The organism is Serratia sp. Z4 (assembly GCF_009900725.1).
GTDB classification, from domain to species: Bacteria; Pseudomonadota; Gammaproteobacteria; order Enterobacterales; family Enterobacteriaceae; genus Serratia; species Serratia nematodiphila.
The window spans coordinates 151769-173799 of sequence record NZ_JAAABD010000009.1; the positions used below are offsets into that span (position 1 = coordinate 151769).

Annotated in this window: 12 protein-coding genes; 2 read left to right on the forward strand and 10 right to left on the reverse strand. The window is 63.8% G+C overall.

Features of this window, described 5'->3' with window-relative positions; translation table 11 throughout:
* Positions 1-15 precede the first annotated feature (15 nt).
* The 7 genes from GT753_RS23055 to fes all read right to left on the reverse strand — a co-directional run bounded on the left by GT753_RS23055 (position 16) and on the right by fes (position 10897).
* Positions 16-876 carry an isochorismatase gene (locus tag GT753_RS23055; protein ID WP_004930014.1) on the reverse strand — a complete coding sequence of 287 codons (861 nt, stop codon included), beginning with the start codon at positions 874-876 and terminating at the stop codon, positions 16-18.
* Positions 877-879: 3 nt separating this feature from the next.
* Positions 880-2508 (reverse strand): (2,3-dihydroxybenzoyl)adenylate synthase, encoded by a 1629-nt coding sequence (locus tag GT753_RS23060; RefSeq protein ID WP_160125987.1) that lies wholly within the window; start codon positions 2506-2508, stop codon positions 880-882.
* 7 nt (positions 2509-2515) lie between these two features.
* Entirely contained in the window at positions 2516-3721 is a 1206-nt protein-coding gene (locus GT753_RS23065) for an isochorismate synthase (RefSeq protein WP_015376346.1), read from the reverse strand.
* Positions 3722-3933: 212 nt separating this feature from the next.
* On the reverse strand, positions 3934-5190 hold the full coding sequence (entS, locus tag GT753_RS23070; RefSeq protein ID WP_015376345.1) for an enterobactin transporter EntS: 1257 nt from the start codon (positions 5188-5190) through the stop codon (positions 3934-3936).
* A gap of 175 nt (positions 5191-5365) precedes the next feature.
* Positions 5366-9310, reverse strand: a complete 3945-nt coding sequence (locus GT753_RS23075; RefSeq protein ID WP_160125988.1) for an enterobactin synthase subunit F — start codon at positions 9308-9310, stop codon at positions 5366-5368.
* A 32-nt stretch (positions 9311-9342) separates the two neighbouring features.
* A complete protein-coding gene (locus GT753_RS23080) occupies positions 9343-9549 on the reverse strand; it encodes an MbtH family protein (protein ID WP_004930023.1) in 207 nt (68 codons plus the stop codon).
* Entirely contained in the window at positions 9524-10897 is a 1374-nt protein-coding gene (gene fes / locus GT753_RS23085; protein WP_074469401.1) for an enterochelin esterase, read from the reverse strand. Before fes ends, GT753_RS23080 begins: the two co-directional genes overlap by 26 nt.
* A gap of 284 nt (positions 10898-11181) precedes the next feature.
* Here fes and GT753_RS23090 point away from each other — a divergent pair, with 284 nt between their 5' ends.
* The gene (locus GT753_RS23090; RefSeq protein WP_015376341.1) at positions 11182-13458 is read left to right on the forward strand and encodes a TonB-dependent siderophore receptor; all 2277 of its coding nucleotides are present in this window, start codon (positions 11182-11184) and stop codon (positions 13456-13458) included.
* 60 nt (positions 13459-13518) lie between these two features.
* Here GT753_RS23090 and GT753_RS23095 read toward each other — a convergent pair whose 3' ends face one another.
* From GT753_RS23095 to GT753_RS23105, 3 genes are all read right to left on the reverse strand, one after another.
* Positions 13519-14751: a YncE family protein gene (locus GT753_RS23095; RefSeq protein ID WP_015376340.1), complete on the reverse strand. Its 1233-nt coding sequence runs from the start codon at positions 14749-14751 to the stop codon at positions 13519-13521.
* Between the two features lie 47 nt (positions 14752-14798).
* Complete coding sequence (locus tag GT753_RS23100) at positions 14799-17708, reverse strand: condensation domain-containing protein (protein WP_160125989.1); 2910 nt, start codon at positions 17706-17708, stop codon at positions 14799-14801.
* A 78-nt stretch (positions 17709-17786) separates the two neighbouring features.
* Positions 17787-19880, reverse strand: a complete 2094-nt coding sequence (locus tag GT753_RS23105) for a TonB-dependent receptor (RefSeq protein ID WP_015376338.1) — start codon at positions 19878-19880, stop codon at positions 17787-17789.
* Positions 19881-20413: 533 nt separating this feature from the next.
* On the opposite strand from GT753_RS23105, the gene GT753_RS23110 reads away from it, so the two are divergent.
* Complete coding sequence (locus GT753_RS23110; protein ID WP_160125990.1) at positions 20414-22024, forward strand: condensation domain-containing protein; 1611 nt, start codon at positions 20414-20416, stop codon at positions 22022-22024.
* The last annotated feature ends 7 nt before the right edge of the window (positions 22025-22031 follow it).

Genomic DNA, 22031 nt, shown 5'->3' on the forward strand with positions numbered 1-22031 from the left:
TGCTCGTGATTAAAATCAGGCTTTCTCTTCGGAAAGCAGCGCCCACCAGCTGTCGATGGTCGGGTTGCGCGCCAGCGCGATAAAGTCGATGTCGCCGCGGATCTTGCGCCAGCGGGTCGCCAGTTCCATGATGCGCACCGAATCCAGGCCGTAATCGATCAGGTTTTCATCGTTGCCCATGTCCTCGCTGTCTTCGTCCAGCAGCGGCAGGATCTGCTGACGCAGCGCATCAATGCTGGCGATGCCGGCCGCCGGCAGCAGAGACGCGGTGGTCACCACCCGGCCGCAGCGGCCGGCGGTGTAGCGCAGCGCCATCAGGTGTTCGTCGCGCGAGAAGTCCGCCAGACCGTCGGCCACCATGAACGGCTGGATGTTGCGCATGAAGGCGTCGATGGCGGTGGTCAGGCAGCCGATGTGCGCATACACGCCGCAGATGATCAGCTGATCGCGGCCGGACTCCTGCAGGATTTCCTGCAGCGGCGAGCGATGGAAGGCGCTGTAGCGCCATTTCACCAGCACCGTATCGTCTTCGTCCGGCGCCAGCGCGGCGGTCACCGCCTGCTGCTCGGGGTGTTTGTTCAGACCCGGCCCCCACATGTCGTTCAATAGCGCGCGATCTTCATCGCTCTGCTGGTTCGGCTGCGCGGTATAGAACACCGGAATGCCCTGCTGTTTGCAGTAACGACGCAGGTTGGCGATGTTCTCCACCACCTGTTTAATCAGCGCGCTGTCCTCGCCCCAGAAGTTGAGGAAATACTGCTGCATATCGTGGATCAGCAGCGCGGCGCGCTGCGGTTCTACCTGCCAGGTGACTTTATTTTGCGGCAGTTCGTCCGCCGTCGGCAGCGCGTAATCATTAAGTTTTGGAATGGCCATCGATTAATCTCCCTGAGCCTGAGTCTGTAGTTGCGCGTCGAGCTGCTGGCGCAGCCGTTTTTTGTCCACTTTGCCGACCGGGGTCAGCGGCAGGCTGTCCACCTGAATAAAGCGATCCGGCAGTTTGAAGTCCGCCACGCCCTGTTCACGCAGGTGACGGCGCAGCACCACCGGTTTCAGCGGCGCGTTGGCGATGATATAGGCGCAGCTCTTCTCCCCCATCAGCGCGTCCGGCATCGACACCAGCGCGGCGTTGATCACGTCAGGATGACGCAGCAGCAGGTTCTCGATCTCCTCGGCGGCGATCTTCTCCCCACCGCGGTTGATCTGGTCTTTTTGCCGCCCCTGCACGGTGATGTAACCGTCTTCGCTGATGCTGATCAGATCGCCGGAGCAGTAGAAACCGTCGGCGTCGAAAGCATCGGCGTTGTGCGCCGGGCTCTGGTAGTAACCGCGGAAGGTGTAAGGCCCGCGCGTCATCAACCGCCCGACCTCGCCCGCCGGCAACGGATTGCCGTCGTCATCCGCCACCCACACTTCGTCGTCCGGCGACATCGGCCGCCCTTGCGTCGCCAGAATGTGGCGTTCGTCATCGTCCAGCCGGGTGTAGTTCACCAGCCCTTCCGCCATGCCGAACACCTGCTGCAGTTGGCAGCCGATTTCGTTCTGAATGCGCGCCGCCAGCGTTTCGCCCAGCTTGGCGCCGCCCACCTGCAGCAGTTTCAGGCTGGCGAGCTGGGCATTGCCGCCCCACTCTTCGATCGCCTGCAGCCACAGCGTGACCGCCGGCGGCACCAGCGCCGTCACGTTGATTTGGTGCTGTTCGATCAGGCGGAAGCATTGCCCGGCGTCCGGATCGGCGGCGAACACCACCAGCCCGGCGCCATAAAACACGCCCAGCACGCCCGGCGAACTCATCGGGTAGTTGTGCGCCACCGGCAGCGCGCACAGATAGCGGGTCTGCGCGTCGAAGCGGCAGATCTCCACGCTGCGGCGAATGCTGTAGTAGTAATCATTGTGGGTGCGCGGGATCAGCTTCGGCGTACCGGTGCTGCCGCCGGAAAGCTGGAAGAACGCCACCTGATCGGCCGCGGAAGGCTGCGCGACGAAACCGTCGCTCGCTTCGTTCAGCCAGGCGGCCAGCGCCAGCTCGCCCTCGGCCTGACTGCGCAGCGCCACGACGCGCAGCGAAGGATGCGCATCGCGGAAGGCGTTCAGGAATTGATCGTCGGCAAACAGCGCGTGCTGGCGATCGGCGATCAGCAGCGCCGGTTTGATCTGCTCGGCATAGGCGTTCAGCTCACTGCGCTGATGGCTGAACAGCGCGTTGACCGGCGCCACACCAATTTTCAGCAGCGCGAAGAACACGATATAGAACTCCGCCACGTTGCCCAGCTGCACCAGTGCGGTGTCGCCGGATTTCACGCCGCGGCGCAGCAAAGCGGCTGCCAGGCGATCGGAGCGCTGCTGCAGCTCGCGGTAGGTCAGGCTGCCCTGGGCGTCGATGATCGCCGGGGCGTCGTTGTTGGCCTGGCGGTCGAGGATCTCGGTCAGCGGTTTGTCAATCCAGTAGCCGCGCTCGCGATAGCGGCTGGCGAACTCCGCCGGCCAGGGGGTAAAGGCAATGCTCATCTTGTCGTTATCCTTGATTTATACCAAAGGCACGCAGAATGGTGCTGAGTTTGGTGCCTGTTTCATGCCATTCAGATTCGGGTGAAGAGTCTTCCACGATGCCGGCGCCGGCGAACAGCCGCACCCGGTTGCCGTCAACGGTGCCACAGCGGATGGTGACCACCCACTCGCCGTTGCCTTCATCGTCGCACCAGCCGACGATGCCGCCGAACAGGCCGCGATCGAACGGCTCCAGCTTGCCGATCAGGGCGTGCGCCTGGGCCGTCGGCATGCCGCACAGCGCCGGCGTCGGGTGCAACAGGCAGGCCAGCGACAGGGCGTTTTCGTCGGGAGATGCCGCCTCGCCGTCGATCGGCGTGGAGAGATGCCACAGCGTGGTGGTGGTCAGCAGTTCAGGGGTTTGCGGCACGTTCAGGTAGCGGCAGCGGCCGGCCAGCACGTCACGCATGCTTTCGGTGACGATGCGGTGCTCGTGGCGATCTTTCGCCGAGGCCATCAGCCGCTCTCCCACTTCGCGATCGCGCTCTGGGTCGGCCTCGCGCCGGGCGGAACCGGCCAGCGGGTTGGAATAGAAACGGCCGCCGTCCTGGCGCAGCAGCAGCTCGGGGCTAGCGCCCAACAGCGCGCCCTGCTCCAGCGGCACATGGAAATGGAAACCGTGCGGGTTTTGGGCAATCACGCGCGCCATCAGCGCATGGCGATCCACCGGCTGACGCGTTTCGATCTCCAGCAGGCGCGACAAGACCACTTTGTCCAACTCACCGGCCTTCATCGCGTCGACGGCGTCGCTGACCATATTCATGAACGGCTGCTGTGGCGGCAGTTCCGTTACCCCGGCCAGCTCCGGCCCATCCGCCGCCGGCCTAACGCCGGCCATAAAGGCGGCGCGATCGAACCAGCGGCTCTGCTGCGGAATAAACAGCGCCGAAGGCTGCCGGGTATCGAACGGGATGGCGCCGCACAGCAGCGGCTTTTTGATGCCGGCCTGGCGGGCCTCGGCAAACGCCTGCCGTACGCTGCGCTGGAACTCGCCGTTCAGATCGGCGCCGTCTGCGGCCGGCAGGCGAATGCGGCTGAAACAACCGGTGGTGGTCAGACTACGGAAAGGAGAAGTAAAGAAGAAGCCCGACGCGGGAGAAAAATCAGCGGCAAATCGCTGCTCTTCGCACTCCTGCACTTCCTTTCGATTGATGTCGTTCACGGCAGTATCCATCGCTTCGCCCTCAAGAATTTGAAGTGATAACCAATATAATAATGATTATCATTTGAGTTAATTCCGCGCTAAATTACTCGCCGATATTTGCTATGTCAATAAACGTAAGCACTTCTTTCATTTCGAAATCATGACATAAACGCTGTGGGTTTTACGCATGCCGATGATAAGCATTGCTATTTGATCCCACAGCGTTGTTTTAACGCGTTCGACTACTTTTCTGTGGCGGGCTGCGGCTCCGGTTTGTGCAGCGTAACCTGGCGCAAACCGGTCATGGCGAACAGCAACAGGATGCCGAGCAGCGCCGCGCCGAAGCCGAAACCGCTGGCGCTCATCGCCGGCAGCATAAAGGCGCCCATCGCCCCCAGCAGCAACGCGCCCAGCGCATCGCCCACCACGTTCTGCGCCGTCCACAGGCCATTGATGCGGCCGAGGAAGTTGTCCGGCGTCAGGCTCTGGATCAGACCGTATTGCAGCAGCGAGTTCAGCGCGCTCAGGTAGCCGAACGCCACCAGGCACAGTAACGCCAGGCTGTACCACGGCATCAGGCCGAACAGGCCGATGGCGGCGAACGCCGCGATCGCCGTCAGCAGCATCACCCAGCCGGGGCGCGCCACATGCGCCACGCGCCCGCTGGTGAACGCGCCGATGGCGGCGCCGAGCGGCACGGCGGCGTACATATAACCGAGGTGGGCAGCGTCGATGTGCCAGCCTTCCGCCATCGCCGGGTACAGCACGCGCACCGCGCTGGCCATGGTCAGCAGCGCGCCGATCAGTGCCACCATGCCGATCACCTTGTTCTGGAACAGGAAGGCGAAACCGCCCGCCAGCGCGCGCAGCGGGTGTTCACGCGGCTGCGGCGGCGGCATCAGCTGCGGCAGACTCAGCAGCGGCAGCAGCGTCAGCAGGGTGCCGAACGCCGCCAGACCGTAGTTCCAGGTGATGCCCATATGGGCGATCACCAGGCCGCCGATCGCCGGAGAAAGAATCGAGCCGAAGCGCACCGTCAGCATGCTGATGGCGCCCGCCTGCACGATGTTTTCGCGGCCCACCAGCGCCGGCGTGGCCGCCAGCAGCGCCGTCACCCCCACCGCGCCAAAGAAGCCGTCCCACACCGCCAGCAGATAAATGGCCGCCAGCGAAGGCGACGGCAACAGGGCATTGAGACACAGGCCGACAAATCCGACGCCGCAGGTGGAACGCGCAAACAGAATCAGCCGGCGTCGCTCATAGCGATCGGCCAATACGCCCCCCATCAGCAGCCCGGCGAACATGCCGCCGCCGGCCAGCGTCACCGCCAGCCCGACCTGCAGGGTGGAACCGGTCAGCGCCTGGATCTGCACCGGGATGGCGATCGCCATCAGTCCCAGCGCCACAATGGAGATAAAGCGCGCGCAGAACACCGCGCGGAAAGCCCGGTTGGTTTTCAGCAGGCTGAAATCAAGCAGGATGGAGGGTTTGCTACTCATCGGTTGTTCACCACATCTTTAAACGGGGATTCTGCAGTTGCGGAGCGCTATGCTAGCACAGATGACGAAATCAATAATGATAATAAAAATCATTGATATTCAATTGTTAGCGACCGCAAGAAACGCCGCCAAACGCGGGGCAATCCCCGTGCCTGGCGGCGGGATGAGGGCGTCATTACAGCGTGCGCAAGATCCGGTTCAGCAGCGGCCCCAGCACTTTGAACGACGCCGGCGAAACGATATCGACGTGCGCGCAGTCCAGCTCGTGCGCCTGCAGCGCATCGACATACTGCGACCAGGTTTGCTGCACGTCCATCCCTTCCTGCAGCGTGCGTTTGGCGACGAACAGCGTCGCCTGGCCGTGGAAACGGGCGGTCCGCGTGTGCGACAACAACCGCACCGAATCGGCGTAGTTGGCTTCGATGTTGTCGAACATCGCCGTGCGCGTCTCACCCAGCGCCGGATCGAGCGTGTCCTGCGACACCGCCAGGAACTGCTCGCGCTCGCGCTGCACTTCCTTCAACACGTTGTCGTCCAGCATCACGTCCCAGTTTTGGGTCTCCGGCGGATAGGTATCCAGCAGGCCGAGGAACGCCACCTGCTCGCCGAGCGCCTGCAGCCGGGCGGCGATGCCCTGCGCCAGCGTGCCGCCCAGCGAATAACCGATGAAGTGGTACGGCCCGTGCGGTTGGACCTGCAACACCGTCTGCAGGTGAGCATCCACCACCTGATCCATGTCTTCGCTCAGCGCCAGCGGGCCGTCCGGCCGCGGCGACTGGATGCCGACCAGCGACCAGTGCTGGTCGAGATAGCGCGGCAATACGCTGAACTGCCAGGAGAAGCCGGATGCCGGGTGCAGGCAGAACAGCGTCGGCCCCTCGGTAACGCGCAGCGGCAATACGCTGTCGAAGCCACTGCGATCGGCCTCTTCCTGCGTGCGATCTTCCGCCAGCAAGGCGGCCAGTTGCTCAACGCGCGACGCCACCATCACCTGGCCGACGGACACCGCCTTGCCCAGATCGCGGCGCAGCTCCGCCGCCAGGCGCATCGCCAGCAGCGAGTGGCCGCCGAGCGCGAAGAAATCGTCGTCGGCGAACACCTGCTCGCGCTGCAGCAAGCGGGCGAATACCGCCGCGATCTCGCTTTCCAACCCGGCCTGCGGCGTCCGCCCCGCCTTGCGCTCACCGCCCTGCGGCTGCGGCAACGCCTTGCGATCCAGCTTGCCGTTGGCGCTCAGCGGCAAATCCTGCATTTCCACCAGCGCCACCGGCACCATGTGCGGCGGCAGGCGGTCGGCCAGCGCCGCGCGCAGGGCTTCCGCATCCCAGCTCGCGCCTGGCTGCATCACCAGATAGCCCACCAGCTGGCGCGCATCGCCGCCGGCGTCCACCGGAGTGCCCTGCAACACCAGCGCGTGCGTCACCGCCTGGCGCACGCCCGGCAGCGACAGCAAGGCGTGATCGATTTCACTCAGCTCGATACGCTGCCCGCGGATCTTCAGCTGATCGTCGCTGCGGCCCAAATATTCCACCGCGCCGTCCGGCAGCCAGCGCGCCACGTCGCCGGTACGGTACATCCGTCCGCCCTCGCCGAACGGGTCGGCGACAAAGCGGCTGGCGGTCAGATCCGGCCGGCCAAGGTAGCCGTGCGCCAGCTGCACGCCGGTCAGATACAGATCGCCCGCCACGCCCGGCGGCACCGGCCGCAGGCGCGCGTCCAGAATGCGCAACCCAGTGTTCCATACCGGCAGGCCGATCGGCACGTTGGCGCCGGTCACCTTCGCCAGCGCGTCGCCGTAGGCCGGATGCCAGGTCACGTCCACCGCCGCTTCGGTCGGGCCGTAGAGGTTGTGCAACGGCACCGCCGTGCGGCTTTGCCACAGGCGGCACAGCTCCGCCGGCAGCGCTTCGCCGCTGCAGAACACCTGACGCAACGCGGCGCAGCTCGCCACCGCCGCGTCGTCGTCCAGGGCGGCCACGAAAGCCGCCAGCATCGACGGCACGAAGTGCAGCGTGGTAATGCGATGTTGGGCGATCAGCTGTTGCAGCTGCTGCGGATCGCGATGCGCCTCCGGCGGCGCCATCACCAGCCGGGCGCCGACCATCAGCGGCCAGAAGAATTCCCACACCGAGACGTCGAAACTGCACGGCGTTTTCTGCAGCACCGCGTCGTCCGCCCCCAGCGGATACTGGTGTTGCATCCACAGTAGGCGGTTGACGATCGCCTGATGGCCGACCAGCACGCCTTTCGGGCGCCCGGTGGAGCCGGAGGTAAAGATGATATAGGCCGCATGATCCGGCGTCGGGCCCGCGATCGCCACCCCGGCGGCGTGATCGGCCGCCAGCGGTGCGTCATACAGCAAAATTTCGCCCTTGTCGGCGAAACGCGCCTGCTGCGCCGGGCTGGTGATGACCAGCCGGGGTGCGGCGTCTTCCAGCATCATCGCCAGCCGCTCGTCCGGATAACCGGTGTCCAGCGGCAGGTAGGCGGCGCCCGCTTCCACGATCGCCATCAACGCCAGCGACAGGAACACCGAGCGCGGCAGCGCCACCGCCACGATGTCGCCCGGCCGTACGCCCTGCACAACCAGCTGGCGCGCCAGCGCCGTGACCTGTTCGCGCGTTTCGCGGTAGGTGAAGCTGAAATGCGCATCCGCCAGCGCCGGCGCGTTCGGCGTGCTTTGCGCCTGCTGCGCCAGCAGTTGGCTCAGCGTGGTCGCCGGCACCGGATGCGCCGTGTCGTTGACCCGCGCCAGCAGAGCGCGATCGTCGGCGGTCAGCATGTCGGCTTCGCCGATCGGCAACGTTGCCTGCGCGGCGAACTGCGCCAGCAGCAGCGGCAACCGCTGCAGATGCGCCAGCAGTTCCTGACGGCTGTAACGCTCGGCGTTGGCCAGCAGCTCCACCTTCAGCTGATGGTGTTCGTCGATAAACAGCGCAATCTCCAGATCGCGCACCGGCCCGGAGGCCAGATCGTGGGTAATGCCTTCGATACCGGCGAAGTCCAGCTGGTAATCGAACATTTTGAAGTTGAAGACCGTACCGTACAGCGGTTCGCCGTCGCCGATGCGCCCCAGATCGCGCTGCACCTGTTCGGCGTCGTAGCGCTGATGGCGGCGCACCGTTTTCAGCTCGCGGCTGATGCGGGCGGCGGCCTCATACAGCGTGGCCTGCGGCTCGAGGTGCATCTCCATCGGCAACACGTTGATCACCGGGCCGGCGGCGCACAGGGCGGCCGATCCGGTACGGCGCATGAAGATAAAACCGGCGCTGAAGCTCGGTTGGCCGCTCAGACGCGACACCCACAGCGCCACCAGCGCCACCGCCATATCGGCGGCGTTCAGCTTCTGCTGCGCGCCGCACTGCACCAGTTCGGCGAAGGCCTGCGGATCGCAGCGCTGTTCCAGCCGGTGGATGCGCGGCGTGGGCGTTTGCCCGGCCAGCGGCTGCGGGCAGATCGTGGCCGGCGGCGGCAGCTGCCGTGCTTTTTCGCGCCAGAAATCGGCGTCGCGTTGCCAGGCCGGCGCCTCCCGGTAAGCCTGGTATTCCGCCACCACGTCGCTGAACGCCGTGAAAGGCGTCGGTTCCAGCGCGTCGCCGCGGCAAAGATGGGTGTAAATCGCCGCCACGCGGCGCGCGATGGCGGTGAAGCTGAAACCGTCCACCAGCAGATGGTGATAGCGCTGATACCAGAACCAGCGGTCATCCGCCAGACGCATCACCACATGACGATACAGCGGCGCGCCGCTGCCGGCGCGCAGATCGCTCGCCAGATCGATGTCCATCAGCGCGCGCGCGGCGGCTTCAGGATCCGGCGACGTCGTCAGATCGACAAGTTCCGGCGCGTGCACCACCAGCGTGTCATCCAGCCATTGCACCGGCACGCCGTCGCGTTCCGCAAAACGCAGGCGCAGCATGTCCACCTCGCCCAGACCCTGGATGATGGCCTGCAGCAGAGGCTCCACGGCGACAGGGCCGTTGAGTTCGATGGCGTGAGCCACCGCGTAGGCATTGCGATGCGGGGAGATTTGATCGGCGACCCAGATGCCGGGTTGTGCCGCGACCAGCGGCCATTCGCCCGCAAGCGCCGGGCCGCTGAGAGAGTTAGGGGTGTGTGACACTGCTTATTGCTCCCGTGATTACCTGGCGCCGGTCACGCCTCGCGTGCTGCGACCGGCAGAATATCTTGCCAATGCTGTTCCAGCCATTCGGCGCACTCGAGGCGCGCCGCCGGGCCAAAGACGATCGTCCACTCGGACGGAATGGCGCGGAAATCCGGCCACAAACTGTATTGTTGTTGTACGTTGCGCAGCACCAGGCTGCGCTGCTGTTGATCATCGAACGGATTCAGGCTTTCCATCATGTGTTCCTCGTGCCGTCGCCGATGCCGGGTAAGCGGTGGCGAAAGCGGAAGCCCATACCGCCTGCAGCCCATCGGTCAGGCCGCTGCGCCAGCACAGCGCATCGTGCCCGCCCTCCACCACCCGGTAGTGCACCCGATGGCCGGCGTCGCTCAGGCGCGCCGCCATTTCGCCACTGACCCGATGCACCAGTTTTTCCTGCGAACCGGCTTCCATAAAGACCTTCAGCGCGCCGTGGTTGCCCAAGCCGTGCCGTTCTACCTGTTGCATCAGCCAGCAGGCGTCGTCGGGAATGCTCGGCAGCTGCAGCATGTCGCGCCGCGGCCACCAGTAGGAACCGGACTGGGTGATCACCGCGCCGAAGCGCTGCGGCCAGCGCAGCCCGGCATACAGGGAGGCCAGGCCGCCAAAGCTTTGCCCCGCCACCACCGTATCGGCCGGCTTGTCGCTGTGCGGCGCCCAGTCGGCCAGCTGCGGCATCAGTTCTTCCTGCACCGCCAGCCAGAAATCGTCCTTGCAGGTTAATTCTCGCGCCCGGTGCGGCAGATCGATGATGTCGATCAGCACATAAACCGCTTCCGGCAACGCCCCCTCGCGGGTCAGCTGCATCAGCGGCGCCCAAACCGGCATCTGCTTCGCCCAGAACTGGCCGTCGAGCAAGATCGCGAGCGGGCGCTCGGCCGGCTTGCTGTCGCCGGTGGTGTAGATCCAGACATCGCGGCTGTTGCCCAGGCGCTCGCTCTGCCAGGTATGCCGCTGCAAACGCGCCGGCAGCGGCGGCGTGCAGCGCCCGCTGGCGATCTCATATTCGTCGAACGAACGCCATACCGGCTGCGGCGGCGCATCCGGCATGTGCAGACCGGAGACGCTGTGACCGCTGGCGCTTTGCCAGGAGCGATACGGGTTGAGCAGATCGGGGGTAGCGCTGGCGAACACCTGATGCCACCAGTGACGCAGGTTGTGCATGTTGGCGTGCGCATCGTCGCCGCTGAACGCCGGCGGCCGCTCGTCAAAGCAGGGGATAAAGCAGTAGCTGCCGCGCCAGGCGCCGCTCAGTTCGGTCTGCCAATACCACACGTCGGTGCCGGCCAAACGCTGCAGGCTTTGCGGCGGATTCGGCTGATGGTGGTCGGTCAGGCAGTTAATGTTGATCCACACGCGACGGTAGGCGGAGGTCAATTCGCATCCCTGGGGATCGCGCCAGAAAAAGGTGGTGCGCCAGCGGCCGTTACCCGCCGGTTCTACCCATGGCGTACCGCGTCGTGCCACCGTCAACCACCACCCTGGACTGCCCGCATTGCTGCTGGCCAATAATCTGCTGCTTTCTGACTGTAGTTCTGTATTCACAACGCCTACCCATTTTGTAGTTGGCGGCACCGGGAACGTCGACTTTTCCCTATCGCCGGCCACCGCCCGAACGCACTGTACGCCAAATACTATTGATAATAATTTGCATTTGCAATAGTGTGTAAGGCTTGGAGATCGTGCTGGTATTGCGCGCAACGGACAGGGATCGGGGATACATCAATGGCATCCCTTGCCGCAGCCGATTTTCTATTTCCGACTACACAAAAACTACAACCGCCCTTCCCCCCGTTCGGCGAGGGATGGCAGCAAGGTAGGACACTCAGATGAAAAGCAAGCTATCACGTTATTCTTTAGCCACTCTTATCGGCTTGGGATTGGGCGCGTCCGCGTTCGCCAGCGCCGCGCAGCAAACCGACACCACCACCACGGAAGAGAACAGCGGCGCCACGGATAAAAAGCCGCGCGGCGAAGACACCATCGTCGTGACCGCCGCCCGGCAGAACCTGCAGGCGCCAGGGGTGTCCACCATCACCGCCGACGAGATCAAAAAACGCCCGCCGGCGCGCGACATCAGCGAACTGATCCGCACCATGCCCGGGGTTAACCTGACCGGCAACTCCACCAGCGGCCAGCGCGGCAACAATCGCCAGATCGATATCCGCGGCATGGGCCCGGAAAACACCCTGATTCTGATCGACGGCAAACCGGCCTCCAGCCGCAACTCGGTGCGTCAGGGTTGGCGCGGCGAACGCGACTCCCGCGGCGATACCGCCTGGGTGCCGCCGGAAATGATCGAACGCATCGAAGTGCTGCGCGGCCCCGCTGCTGCACGCTACGGCAACGGCGCCGCGGGCGGCGTGGTCAACATCATCACCAAGAAAGCCGGCGATGCGCTGCACGGCTCGCTGAACGGCTACTTCAACGTGCCGCAGCACAAGCAGGAAGGCGCCACCAAGCGCACCGATTTCAGCCTGTCCGGCCCGCTGAGCGATTCCCTGAGCTTCCGCCTGTTCGGCGGCTACAGCAAAACGCAGGCCGATGCCTGGGATATTAACCAAGGCCATCAATCCGAGCGCACCGGCAGCTATTCCAATACCTTACCTGCCGGACGTGAAGGGGTGGTCGATAAAAACATCGACGCTCTGCTGCACTGGGATTTCGCCCATCTGCAGTCATTGGAGTTCGAGTACGCCTATGGCCGCCAGGGCAACCTGTACGCCGGCGATACCCAGAACACCAACACCAACCCCCTGGTGCAGAGCAATTACGGCAAAGAGACCAACCGCATCTACCGTGAAACCTTCGGCCTGACCCACCGCGGCGCCTGGGACAACGGCGTGAGCACCAACAACTACGTGCAGTTTGAGCGCACCCGCAACACCCGCCTGAACGAAGGGTTGGCCGGTGGCACCGAAGGCATCTTCGACACCAATAACACCGGTTTCGGCACAATCAAGCTGGACGACTTCCTGGCGCACAGCGAAGTCAGCGTGCCGTTTGAGCTGGGCGTCGCGCAAACCGCCACGCTGGGTACCGAGTGGTCTCAGCAACGGATGAAAGACGGCACCTCCACCAGCCAGTCTCTCACCGAAGGTGGAGCGATCCCTGGAGTGGACAGCTCTAACCGTAGTCCTTATTCCTCCGCACATATCTTCTCGCTGTTCGCCGAAGACAATATCGAGCTGACCGACACCACCATGCTGACGCCGGGCCTGCGCTACGATCTGCACTCCGAATCCGGCAACAACTGGAGCCCGGCGCTGAATCTGTCGCAGGAACTGGGTGATTACTTCACGTTGAAAATGGGGATCGCACGCTCCTACAAAGCGCCCAATCTGTTCCAGAACAACGGTAACTATATCCTGTATAGCCGTGGTCAAGGTTGTGCAGCCAGTGCTGGCGCTTGCTATCTGATGGGCAACGACGATTTGAAAGCGGAAACCAGCGTTAACAAAGAGATCGGGCTGGAGTTCCATAACGACGGCTGGCTGGCCGGCGTGACCTACTTCCGCAACGATTACCGCAACAAAATTGAGGCTGGCTATGCGCCAATTTCCTCAAACAGTCTTAAAACCGATATCTATCAGTGGGAAAACGTGCCGAAGGCGGTGGTGCAGGGGCTGGAAGGCTCGTTGAACGTGCCGGTCAGCGAGACCGTCACCTGGAGCAACAACGCCACCTACATGATCGAGAACAAGAACAAGACCACCGGCGATTACCTGTCGGTGATCCCGAAGTTCACCGTCAACTCGACCCTCAGCTGGCAGGCCACGCAGGATCTGTCGATGCAGTCCACCCTGACCTGGTACGGCCGCCAGAAACCGAAGAAGTATAACTATAAAGGAGAGAGCGCTGTCGGCTCAGAAGCCCGCGAGGTCAGCCCTTACGCCGTCGTCGGCGCCAGCGCGACCTATGACCTGACCAAAAACGTCAGCCTCACCGCCGGCATCGACAACCTGTTCGACAAACGCCAATTCCGCGCCGGTAATGCACAAACTGTCGGTAACGCGAAAACCAACTCCTACATGTATGGCGCAGGCGCAGCCACCTATAACGAATCGGGCCGTACCTACTACATGAGCATCAACACCCACTTCTGATGACATGACCCAACGAAAAAGGGGCGCCGCGGCGCCCCTTTTTTTACCTTTGCAATTCAGTTACCTGGTGTGCAGCTGAATGCGCACCACGCTTTCCGGCTTGCCGGCCTTGGTGGCAGCGCCGTCGTTTTTCACCGTCACGAACAGCGCGTCGCCTTTCGGATCCAGCGCCAGGCTGTTAGGGTGCGGCGGCAGGTCTACGGTTTGCAGGCGCTTGAGGGTCTTGGCGTCGAACACCGTCAGCGTGCCGGCGCCGTGATCCACGCGCACGCCTTTGCGGTTGGCGACATACAGCCGCTGGCTGCGCTCATCGAGCAACAGGCCGATCGGCACCTCATCCGTCAGCTCGCTGGCCAGCACTTTTCCGCTGTCCGCATCCAGCGCGAATACCCGGTGGCCGCTACTGCGCTTCACATAGTCGTGCCCCAGATGATGATTGCGGTAGTCGTCGCGATCGATGCCCTGATCGACGCCCAGCAGGCGATTGCTCGCCGGGTCATACACCAGGTTCAGCAGCTGATCGGCCTGTACTTCGTGCGTGGCGGTGATCGCCAGCGTGTCGGCGTTCAGGGTGATCACCTGCCCCTGCATGTTGGAGACGAACACCCGGCGGCCCTTCTCATCCAGCGTGATGCCCACCGCGTTGTAGCCGAAGCCCGGGATCACTTTCTCCAGCTTGCCGGCCTTGGTATCGACCACATACAGCACGCTGTCGACGCCGAAGCCCAGACCCGGCAGGAACAGACGGCCGCTTTGCGCGTCATACTTGAGCTCGCGGAGGCGGTACAGGTAGTCCTCGGTGATTTTAAACTTCTTCAGCTCCGCCAACAGGAAATCCAGACGCTTGCCGCTGATGCCCGCCTGCTTGTAAGCCTGCTCCAGCACCGCTTTGTCCAGCAACTTGATGCTGCCCAGCGCGTGGTTGGTGGTGGTGTCCACTACCCCGACTTCGCCGTTGAAGGCCTGCGTCAGGTACAGGCGATTGCCCGCGTCGTTCAGCGCCACGCCGAAGCCTTTCACCTGCAACGGGATCTCCGCCTTGATCGCCAGGGTGTTGGGATCCAGCCGCAGCACGCGGGAGCGCGCCTCTTCCTTCCAGTCCGGCGCGCTGACGAACAGCGCCTGTTGCGAGGTGCTGTAGGCCATCTCCACCACCGTCGACGACAGCGCCTGGCGCTTGATGTCCTGCGGTTTGATGCCGGCATCGTCGGCCTGCGCGGCGCCGGCGACCACCAGAGAGGCCGCCACCAGCAGCGACAGTAACGCGCGCGGGGTTGCTAGGGTTCCAGACATCCTTTTATCTCCTTGAAAATCATGCTTTCGGTTAGAGTGAAACAACGTCATGCCTGCGGCCCGGGCGGCAGCGCCGCCAGAGCGATATCGCCAGCGATGTGCTGCGCAAACTGGGTAAAGACGTGCTGAACGCCGTCGGCGATCAGATTGGCCTGCTCCCGGCTGTAGTGATCCTGGCGGTAGGTCATCATCACCCGCAGGGATTTCGCCCCCCCCAGATCGTCTTCCATCACCTCAAACTGCAGGCCGAGCAACGATTCGGCTTTCTCCGGCTCCACCTGACGGTAGGCGATCGCGCTGCCGTCCTGCAGCCGGAACTCGCCGTTCAGTTTGATGCGGCTGTGGATCTGGATGAACACTTCAAACATGTGGTTCTTGCGGTCGGCGTCCACGCCGAACAGCCCTTCTTCCACCAGATCGATCGGAATGTCGGTGTATGGCAGCGAGCCGTTGATGGTGTTTTTCACCTGGCTGACCAAGCCGGCCACCGTCAACCCTTCGTCGAAGCGCACGCGGTGCACCACCACGGTGGTGAAGTAGCCGACGGTATCGAAGAACTCGGCGTCGTTACGGCCGGAGGTCGAAGTGCCCACCAGCAGATCCGCCGGGCCGCCAAGCAGGCGCAGCGCCGAGGTGATCCCGGCATACACCACGTTGAACAGCGAAGCGTTATTGCGGCGAGCGAGCTGATACAGGCCTTCCGCCACAGCGGGATCGACCTCGAACTCCAGCCAGCCGCCGTTGACGTCCGCCGGCGCCGGCACTGCCGGGTGGGTAGAGGGTTCTTGCCGGAAGATCGGCTGGCCGACCGGCGCGCCGCGCAGCGCATCGAGCCAGTAGTCCAGATGTTGCTGCTGCACCCCGGAGGCCCGCTGCTGCCGGGCGAAGGTGTGGAACTGCGGCGGTTGCCCGCTCCACTGCGGCGCCTGGCCGACGACGCGATGGCGGTAGGCGATGCCCAGCTCATCCATCATCAGGTTGAGCGACCATTCATCCAGCACCACATGGTGGAACAGCAGCGACAGCAGCTGCTGGCCGTTGTCCGCATCGCGCAGCAGCGTGACGCGCAGCGGCAGCTCGGCGGCCAGATCGAACCGGTGCTGGCCGGCGTCGGCCAACAGGGCGGCGGCGTTGCCCGCCGGCGTCTCGTGAGAGAAGCGGAACCATGAGTAATCCGGCAGTTCGGCGGCCGGCACCACCACCTGCACCACCTCGCCCAGCTGCTCAACAAAGCGTGAACGCAGCACGGTATGGCGAGTCATGACGTCGATAAACGCCTGATGCAGCGCCGTTTCATCCACCGCATCGAAGAAGCGCAGAGAGAACGGCAGGTTGAAAATCTCGTCATGGCCGAAGGCTTCATACACCTTCCACAGCGATTCCTGCGCCAGCGACAGCGGCGCCTGCGCGCGATCATGATCGTCGGCGGCGGCCACCGGGGCATTCGGCTGCGCGACGTTCAGACGTTTGGCGTAGCCCGCCAGCCCACGCGCCGTCGGATGGCTGAACAGATCGTTAATGTTGATTTCGATCTGATGCAGGCTCAACAAGCGGCCGATCACCCGGGTGGCGACCAGCGAATGGCCGCCGCGATCGAAGAAGTCTTCATCCAGGGTCATTTCCGGCGCCACCAGCGCCTCACGGAACTCCTGCAAAATCAGCGGTGCAACGCTTTCGTCCGCCTCGCCGTTCGTCGCCGGCGCGGCCATCGCCGGGGAAGCGGCCTCAGCCGCCGGCAAGGCGACGGCAATCCGCTGCCCGGCCAGGAACGCGCTGAACTGCTCCAGCAGGAAAGGCGCCACATGGGGAGACAGGCGCGGATCGGTGACCAGCTCGAGCGTCAGCGCTTCCGCCTCTGGCAAGCCCAACAGCAGCGCCAGTTCAAACGGCGTATGCAGCGGCGGCAGCAACATGCGCTCGGCGTGAACGCCTTCCAGCCGCCACTCTGCGGCCAGATCGTCGCGCCAGGCCACCAGCAGCTGCGCCCGTTGCGGGTCCGGCTGTTCAGCCACGGCCTGCACCAGCAGCCGCTGCCCGACGTCGCTCTCGCCATGCTGCACGGTCAGGCGCATCAGCGGCGGCGCCGTCAGGCCAAGCTCCAGGCCGACGAACTCCGCCGTTTCCGCGGCCGGCACGCACAGCTGCACCGCTTGGCCGCCGGCCTGCGCGGCGACGAACTCGGCAAACCGCGCCGCCACCGCCGCCAGCAAGGCCCGCGGCGTGTCGTTGGCGGGCAACAGCGAGCGATCAATGCGCGTGACCACGCGCGCGCCCATCGGCGGCAACGCTTCAGCACGCGGCGCCGGGCTGCGGTAATCCTGCAGCGAGACCGCCTGGCGCGCCCAGGGCAGTTGCGGCTCCGTGGTTTCCGCCAGCTCGACCGGCTCCGCCGCGAAAGGCAGAGGCATCACATCCCCGTTGTAACGGGCGGACAGCATCGCCGGCAGGTGGCGCCAAGGCAGCGTTTCCGCCAGGATGTCATGCAAGACCACGCCCAAAATCACGGCATCGCCCGGCGTGAGCAACAGCAAGCCGCGCAGCGGCGCTTCGTTTTCCAGTTCAAACGGTGCCGCCTGCGCCTGCAGCAGGCAGCCAATGGCGTGCTGTTCGTCCGCCACCTGACGAAGGCTCACCGGTAACGGCGCCGAACCGGCGGCGCGTTTAATCAGCCCGTTTTCGTCATCAAAAACGTAGCGCACGTCCACGCCCGGCGTCTCCCGCACCAGCGCCTGCAGCGCCGCCGCCAGCCGGGCGATATCCACTTCCCCCGTCAGGCGCCAGGCCAGCGCCCGCTGCCCGCGTGCGTCACCCTGCTGCAGATGGGCGAACCATGCCCGCTCTTCGGCTTCGCTTACCGACCGCTCGCCGTTGGCCGACGCCGCGCCCAGCGCCTGAAACGCGCTCTCCAGCCGCTGGGCCTCTTCATCGCTCAGAATGCTGTCAAAATCACCGATCACTGCGTTATCTCCTTTGCCCGGCCGTGCCGGGATAGCGCACAAAACGGGGGACATGCGTCCCCCGTCACCGCGATAGCGTTAGAAAGTCAGCTCAACCGCCGCGCCGATCAGGCGGCCGCGCTGGAGCGTCGCCGTGTAGATGTCATTGCTTCGGATCATCTCGCGGCGGTCGGAGTCAAACAGGTTCTTCGCATACAGCGTGGCGCGGCCGTAGTCGAAGGTGTAAGCCAGCTGGGCGTTGGCCGTCCAATAGGAGCCGATGCGCCCGCGCGAGTCGTTGTCGTATTGCGAATAGTAGGAGTCGGTGAACGCCACGTTGCTGCTCAGCTCCCACCCTTTCAGGAACTGATACTTGGCCCCCATGTTGGCGGTGTAAGCCGGCGCGCGCGCCAGCTCATGCCCTTCCACGCCGCTGCCCGAGAACTTTTTGATGTCGGTTTTCAGCAGGCCGAGGTTGCCGAACAGCTCGAAGTCCCAGCGCGGCTGCCAGGTGGCGCCGATTTCCGCCCCGTAGGTTTCCACCTTGTCGGCGTTGCGGATCACGCTGGAGTTCTCACCCAGCGAGTACGGCAGCTGCATGTCTTTGTAATCGTTGTAGAAGATGTTACCCGTCAGCACCACGTTGGCGTCTTTCAGGTGATGACGGGTGTACAGCTCGTAGTTCCAGACATACTCGGAACCGTAGGTGTAGCTGACCACCGGCGTGCCGATCGTGATGCCGCCACCGCCGGCGTTATAGCCGCGTGCGATCTTGGCGCCGTAGGTTTGGGTATCCGTCGGTTTCCAGGCCACGTCCAGCTTCGGCAGGAACACGGTGTAGGTTTCATCAAAATCGATGCGCACCGCCTGGCTGCCGCCGTCGCGGCGACGGTGTTCGCGTTCCAGACGGCTGGCGGCGGTCACGTCCACCTGCGGCGTCAGCGCATAGGTCAGCTCGGCGAACGCCGAATGGGTATCGGTTTTATCCTTGAAGGTCGAGCCGCCGAAAATGTTGACGAACTCATCCTGCGTGCCGTGGAAGTAACGCAGCCCCGCCAGCCCGTGCAGGCGGCTGTCCGCGCCACCGAAGCGCACCACCGGCTCCACGTGAACTTCCTGGCCGTCGATCTCGGCGTATTGGATGTTGTAAGCGGTAGGACGGTTGATGTTGAAATCGGTGTAGATAACGCGGTTTTCAAACGTCAGCGCATCGGAGGCCTCCCAGGCCAGATCCCAGATAGTGCTGTTCATGTTGCTTTTGAACACGGCGCGGCGCGGATCGTGACGCGGATTGGTCGGATGCGGCTGCGGGTTGAGGCTTTCGTTTTGCGGTGCGGTGCTGCCGAAGTGGTTAAAGGTCAGCTTAGTGGTCAGATCGCGCAGGCCGGCCGGATTGAACAACAGCTTGGCGCGGGCGGTGGTGGCTTCCACTTCACGCGGATCGCCCACTGGCGCATAGGCCGGCAGGTCAGCCTCGCTGCGGCGGCGCTGGCGATCGACGCTGACGCGGAACGCCAGCTGATCCTCCACCAGCGGGCCAGACGCCATGGCGGCCAACTGTGACGAGTGCTGGTTGCCGGCTCCACCCTTGAAGGCGCTTTCCCATTCGAAGGTCGGGTCTTTACTGGCCATGACGATGGCGCCGGCGATGGCGTTGCGCCCCTGGATGTAGCTTTGCGGGCCGAGGAACACTTCGACGCGATCCAGATCCCACAGCGACTGCGGGCCGAACGCCTGTTCGTTATAGGTCAGCGAACGGCCGTCCAACGACAGATTGAGGCGCGGGCGGGTGCCGCTGAGGAAAGCATTGGCCCCGACGTTCGGGCCGGAACCGTCGATACCGCGCACGGTCGGCAGTTCGTTGCCGATGCCCAGATCCACCACGTTGGGGGTCATGCGCAGCAGATCGGGGATCTGCACCGCGTCGGGCATCGAGGCGATGCGGTTGCTGTCGAACACCTGCACGCTGGAGCCGGTGTCGAAAATGGAACGTTTGATCTTCTCACCGGTGACCAGCAGCGTTTCCGCGTCCTGGTAGGTTTCGTTGCTCTTCGTTTCCGCCGCGTTGACGTTACCGATCGCCAGTGAACACACGCCTAAAAATACCGAGGAAAACGCCCCAATGGCTCTTAACCCCGCCTTTTCCCCGTTTCCTACGCTTTCATGCCGTTGAGCCGCAAAATGCTTGCCCATAGATGTCTTCTCCTTTCATCCCAGAGGTGCACAAAATTTGATTTTTTTTACACAACCTACATCGACACTCACACAGACCATGACGCTGCGGCCTTCCCGGCCTTGCTGTTGCTTATCCCTGCGGCAAACCCATGTCTTTCGCGGCCGAACGGGCGCGGCCCGTCCACGGCCAAGCCGCCGGCGGAGCGGCCGACGGCTTGTATAAAAACGTAAAATAATGTTAAGAATGATAATATTTTGCATTTTCTAATGCAAATCATTATCAATAAAGGTGTGAGAGCGGCCACGATAACCGCCAGAAAACCTTATACTTTCGCAGGTAAAACAAGCGCTGCAATAACAGACAATAATTACAATGCTAAGAATAATATGAATAAATTATTCACACCCAACCCCATGCCTGCCCGTTACAGCTAAAACCCCTTATAGATAGCACCCTCGCGTCAAATGGATCAAATAATAATAATTTTCATTCCTATTAACATTTGGATATATTCTTGCAGTCTCGTTGGCTGAATCAAAATGGATACCCGATGAAAGCTTTGACCACGATGCAGGCCGCCTATTGGGTTGGCCGACAGTCCGCTCCCCCTCTGGGCGGCATGGCCGCCCATCTTTATGCGGAATTCGACGGCGGCGAGCTGAACATCGCCCGGCTGCGCCAGGCCGTCGAGGCGTTGTACCTGCGTCATCCGCTGTTACGCCTGCGCATTACCGACGATGGCAGGCAGACGATCGCACCTCCCGGCTCCCGGCATACTTTGCATCTCGACGACTGGCGACACACCGATGAAGCAACGCTGACAGCCGCGCTCGCCGCCAAACGCCAGGCGAAAAGCACCCAGCTGCTGCCGCTGGAACAGGGCGTTCCCTGCGACATCAGCCTGAGCCTGCTGCCGGAAGGGCGCAGCCGCTTGCACGTCGATCTCGACATGATCGCCGGCGATGCCATGAGCTTTCGCCTGCTGATGGAGGATCTGGCGGCGTTTTATCACCAGTGTCCGGCGGCGCCCTCCCATGACGCGCCGCCGGCCTACTTCGATCACCTAGAACGACGCGACGCCGACGAGGCGCTGCGTCAGCGGCGCGAACGCGGCCAGCGTTGGTGGCGTGCTCGCCTGGCGCAGGTGCCGCCGGCGCCGCGCCTGTTGCGCACGCCGGACCGCTGCCGCAGCGATCGTTTGGCCATACAGCTGAATGCAGAAGAAAGCCGCGCGCTGGAGAGTGTGGCCAAGCGGCACCACACCTCCCTCTCGACGCTGTTTCTGGCGCTGTTCGCGCTGGCCGTCGGCCAGGGGTGGAACATGACGCGCTTTCGGCTCAACGTGCCGCTGTTCCACCGCGAGAGCGAACGGGAGGACGCACATCGCCTCATCGGCGATTTCTCTAACCTGGTGCTGCTCGGCGTGGAACTGAACCCGACGGAAAACCTGAACGCCTTCTGCCGGCGCCTGATGACGCAGCTGGCGGAGCTGATCGAGCATGCGGATTACCCCGGCGTCAGCGTGATGCGCGATCTGTCGCGCCTGCACGGCAGCCTGCAGCCTTCGCCGGTGGTGTTTACCGCCGGTTTCGGCATCCGCGGCAAAACGCTGTTTTCCGAACGGGTCGCCAACACCTTTGGCCGTCTCGGTTGGGTGATCTCTCAGGGGCCGCAGGTGGCGCTGGATGCGCAGGTCGCCCACGTCGACGACGGCATTCTGATCAACTGGGACGTGCGGCTGGACGCGTTCCCCGAGCACGTGCTGCCGCGCCTGCTGGCCTGTTACCGGGCGCTGCTGCACCTGGCCGTGCGGCAAGCGGGGGCGTTCGATCGCCCGCTGTCGCAGCTGCTGGCGCAATGCACGCCCGACGCGCTGGCGCAGCAGGCGCCGGTGCGCCAGGTGCTGCACCGGCTGCTGGCGCGGGTGGCTCCCGAGGCCAGTGTGCGCGACCACGACGATATCCGCCGGTTGGCCTTGCCGGATGCCGGGGTGAACGCGCTGCTGACGGTGCTCAACAAGTATCTGGCGGCGGCGCTGACGGCGCAGGATCTGACGGCGCATCCCTCCCCGGCGGCGCTGGCGGCGCTGATTTGCCAACGTTCGCCCGAGGCGGGGCGAAATGCAAAAACGCTGCTCGCCGCCCTGGCGCCGCAGCACTGAGATCGGT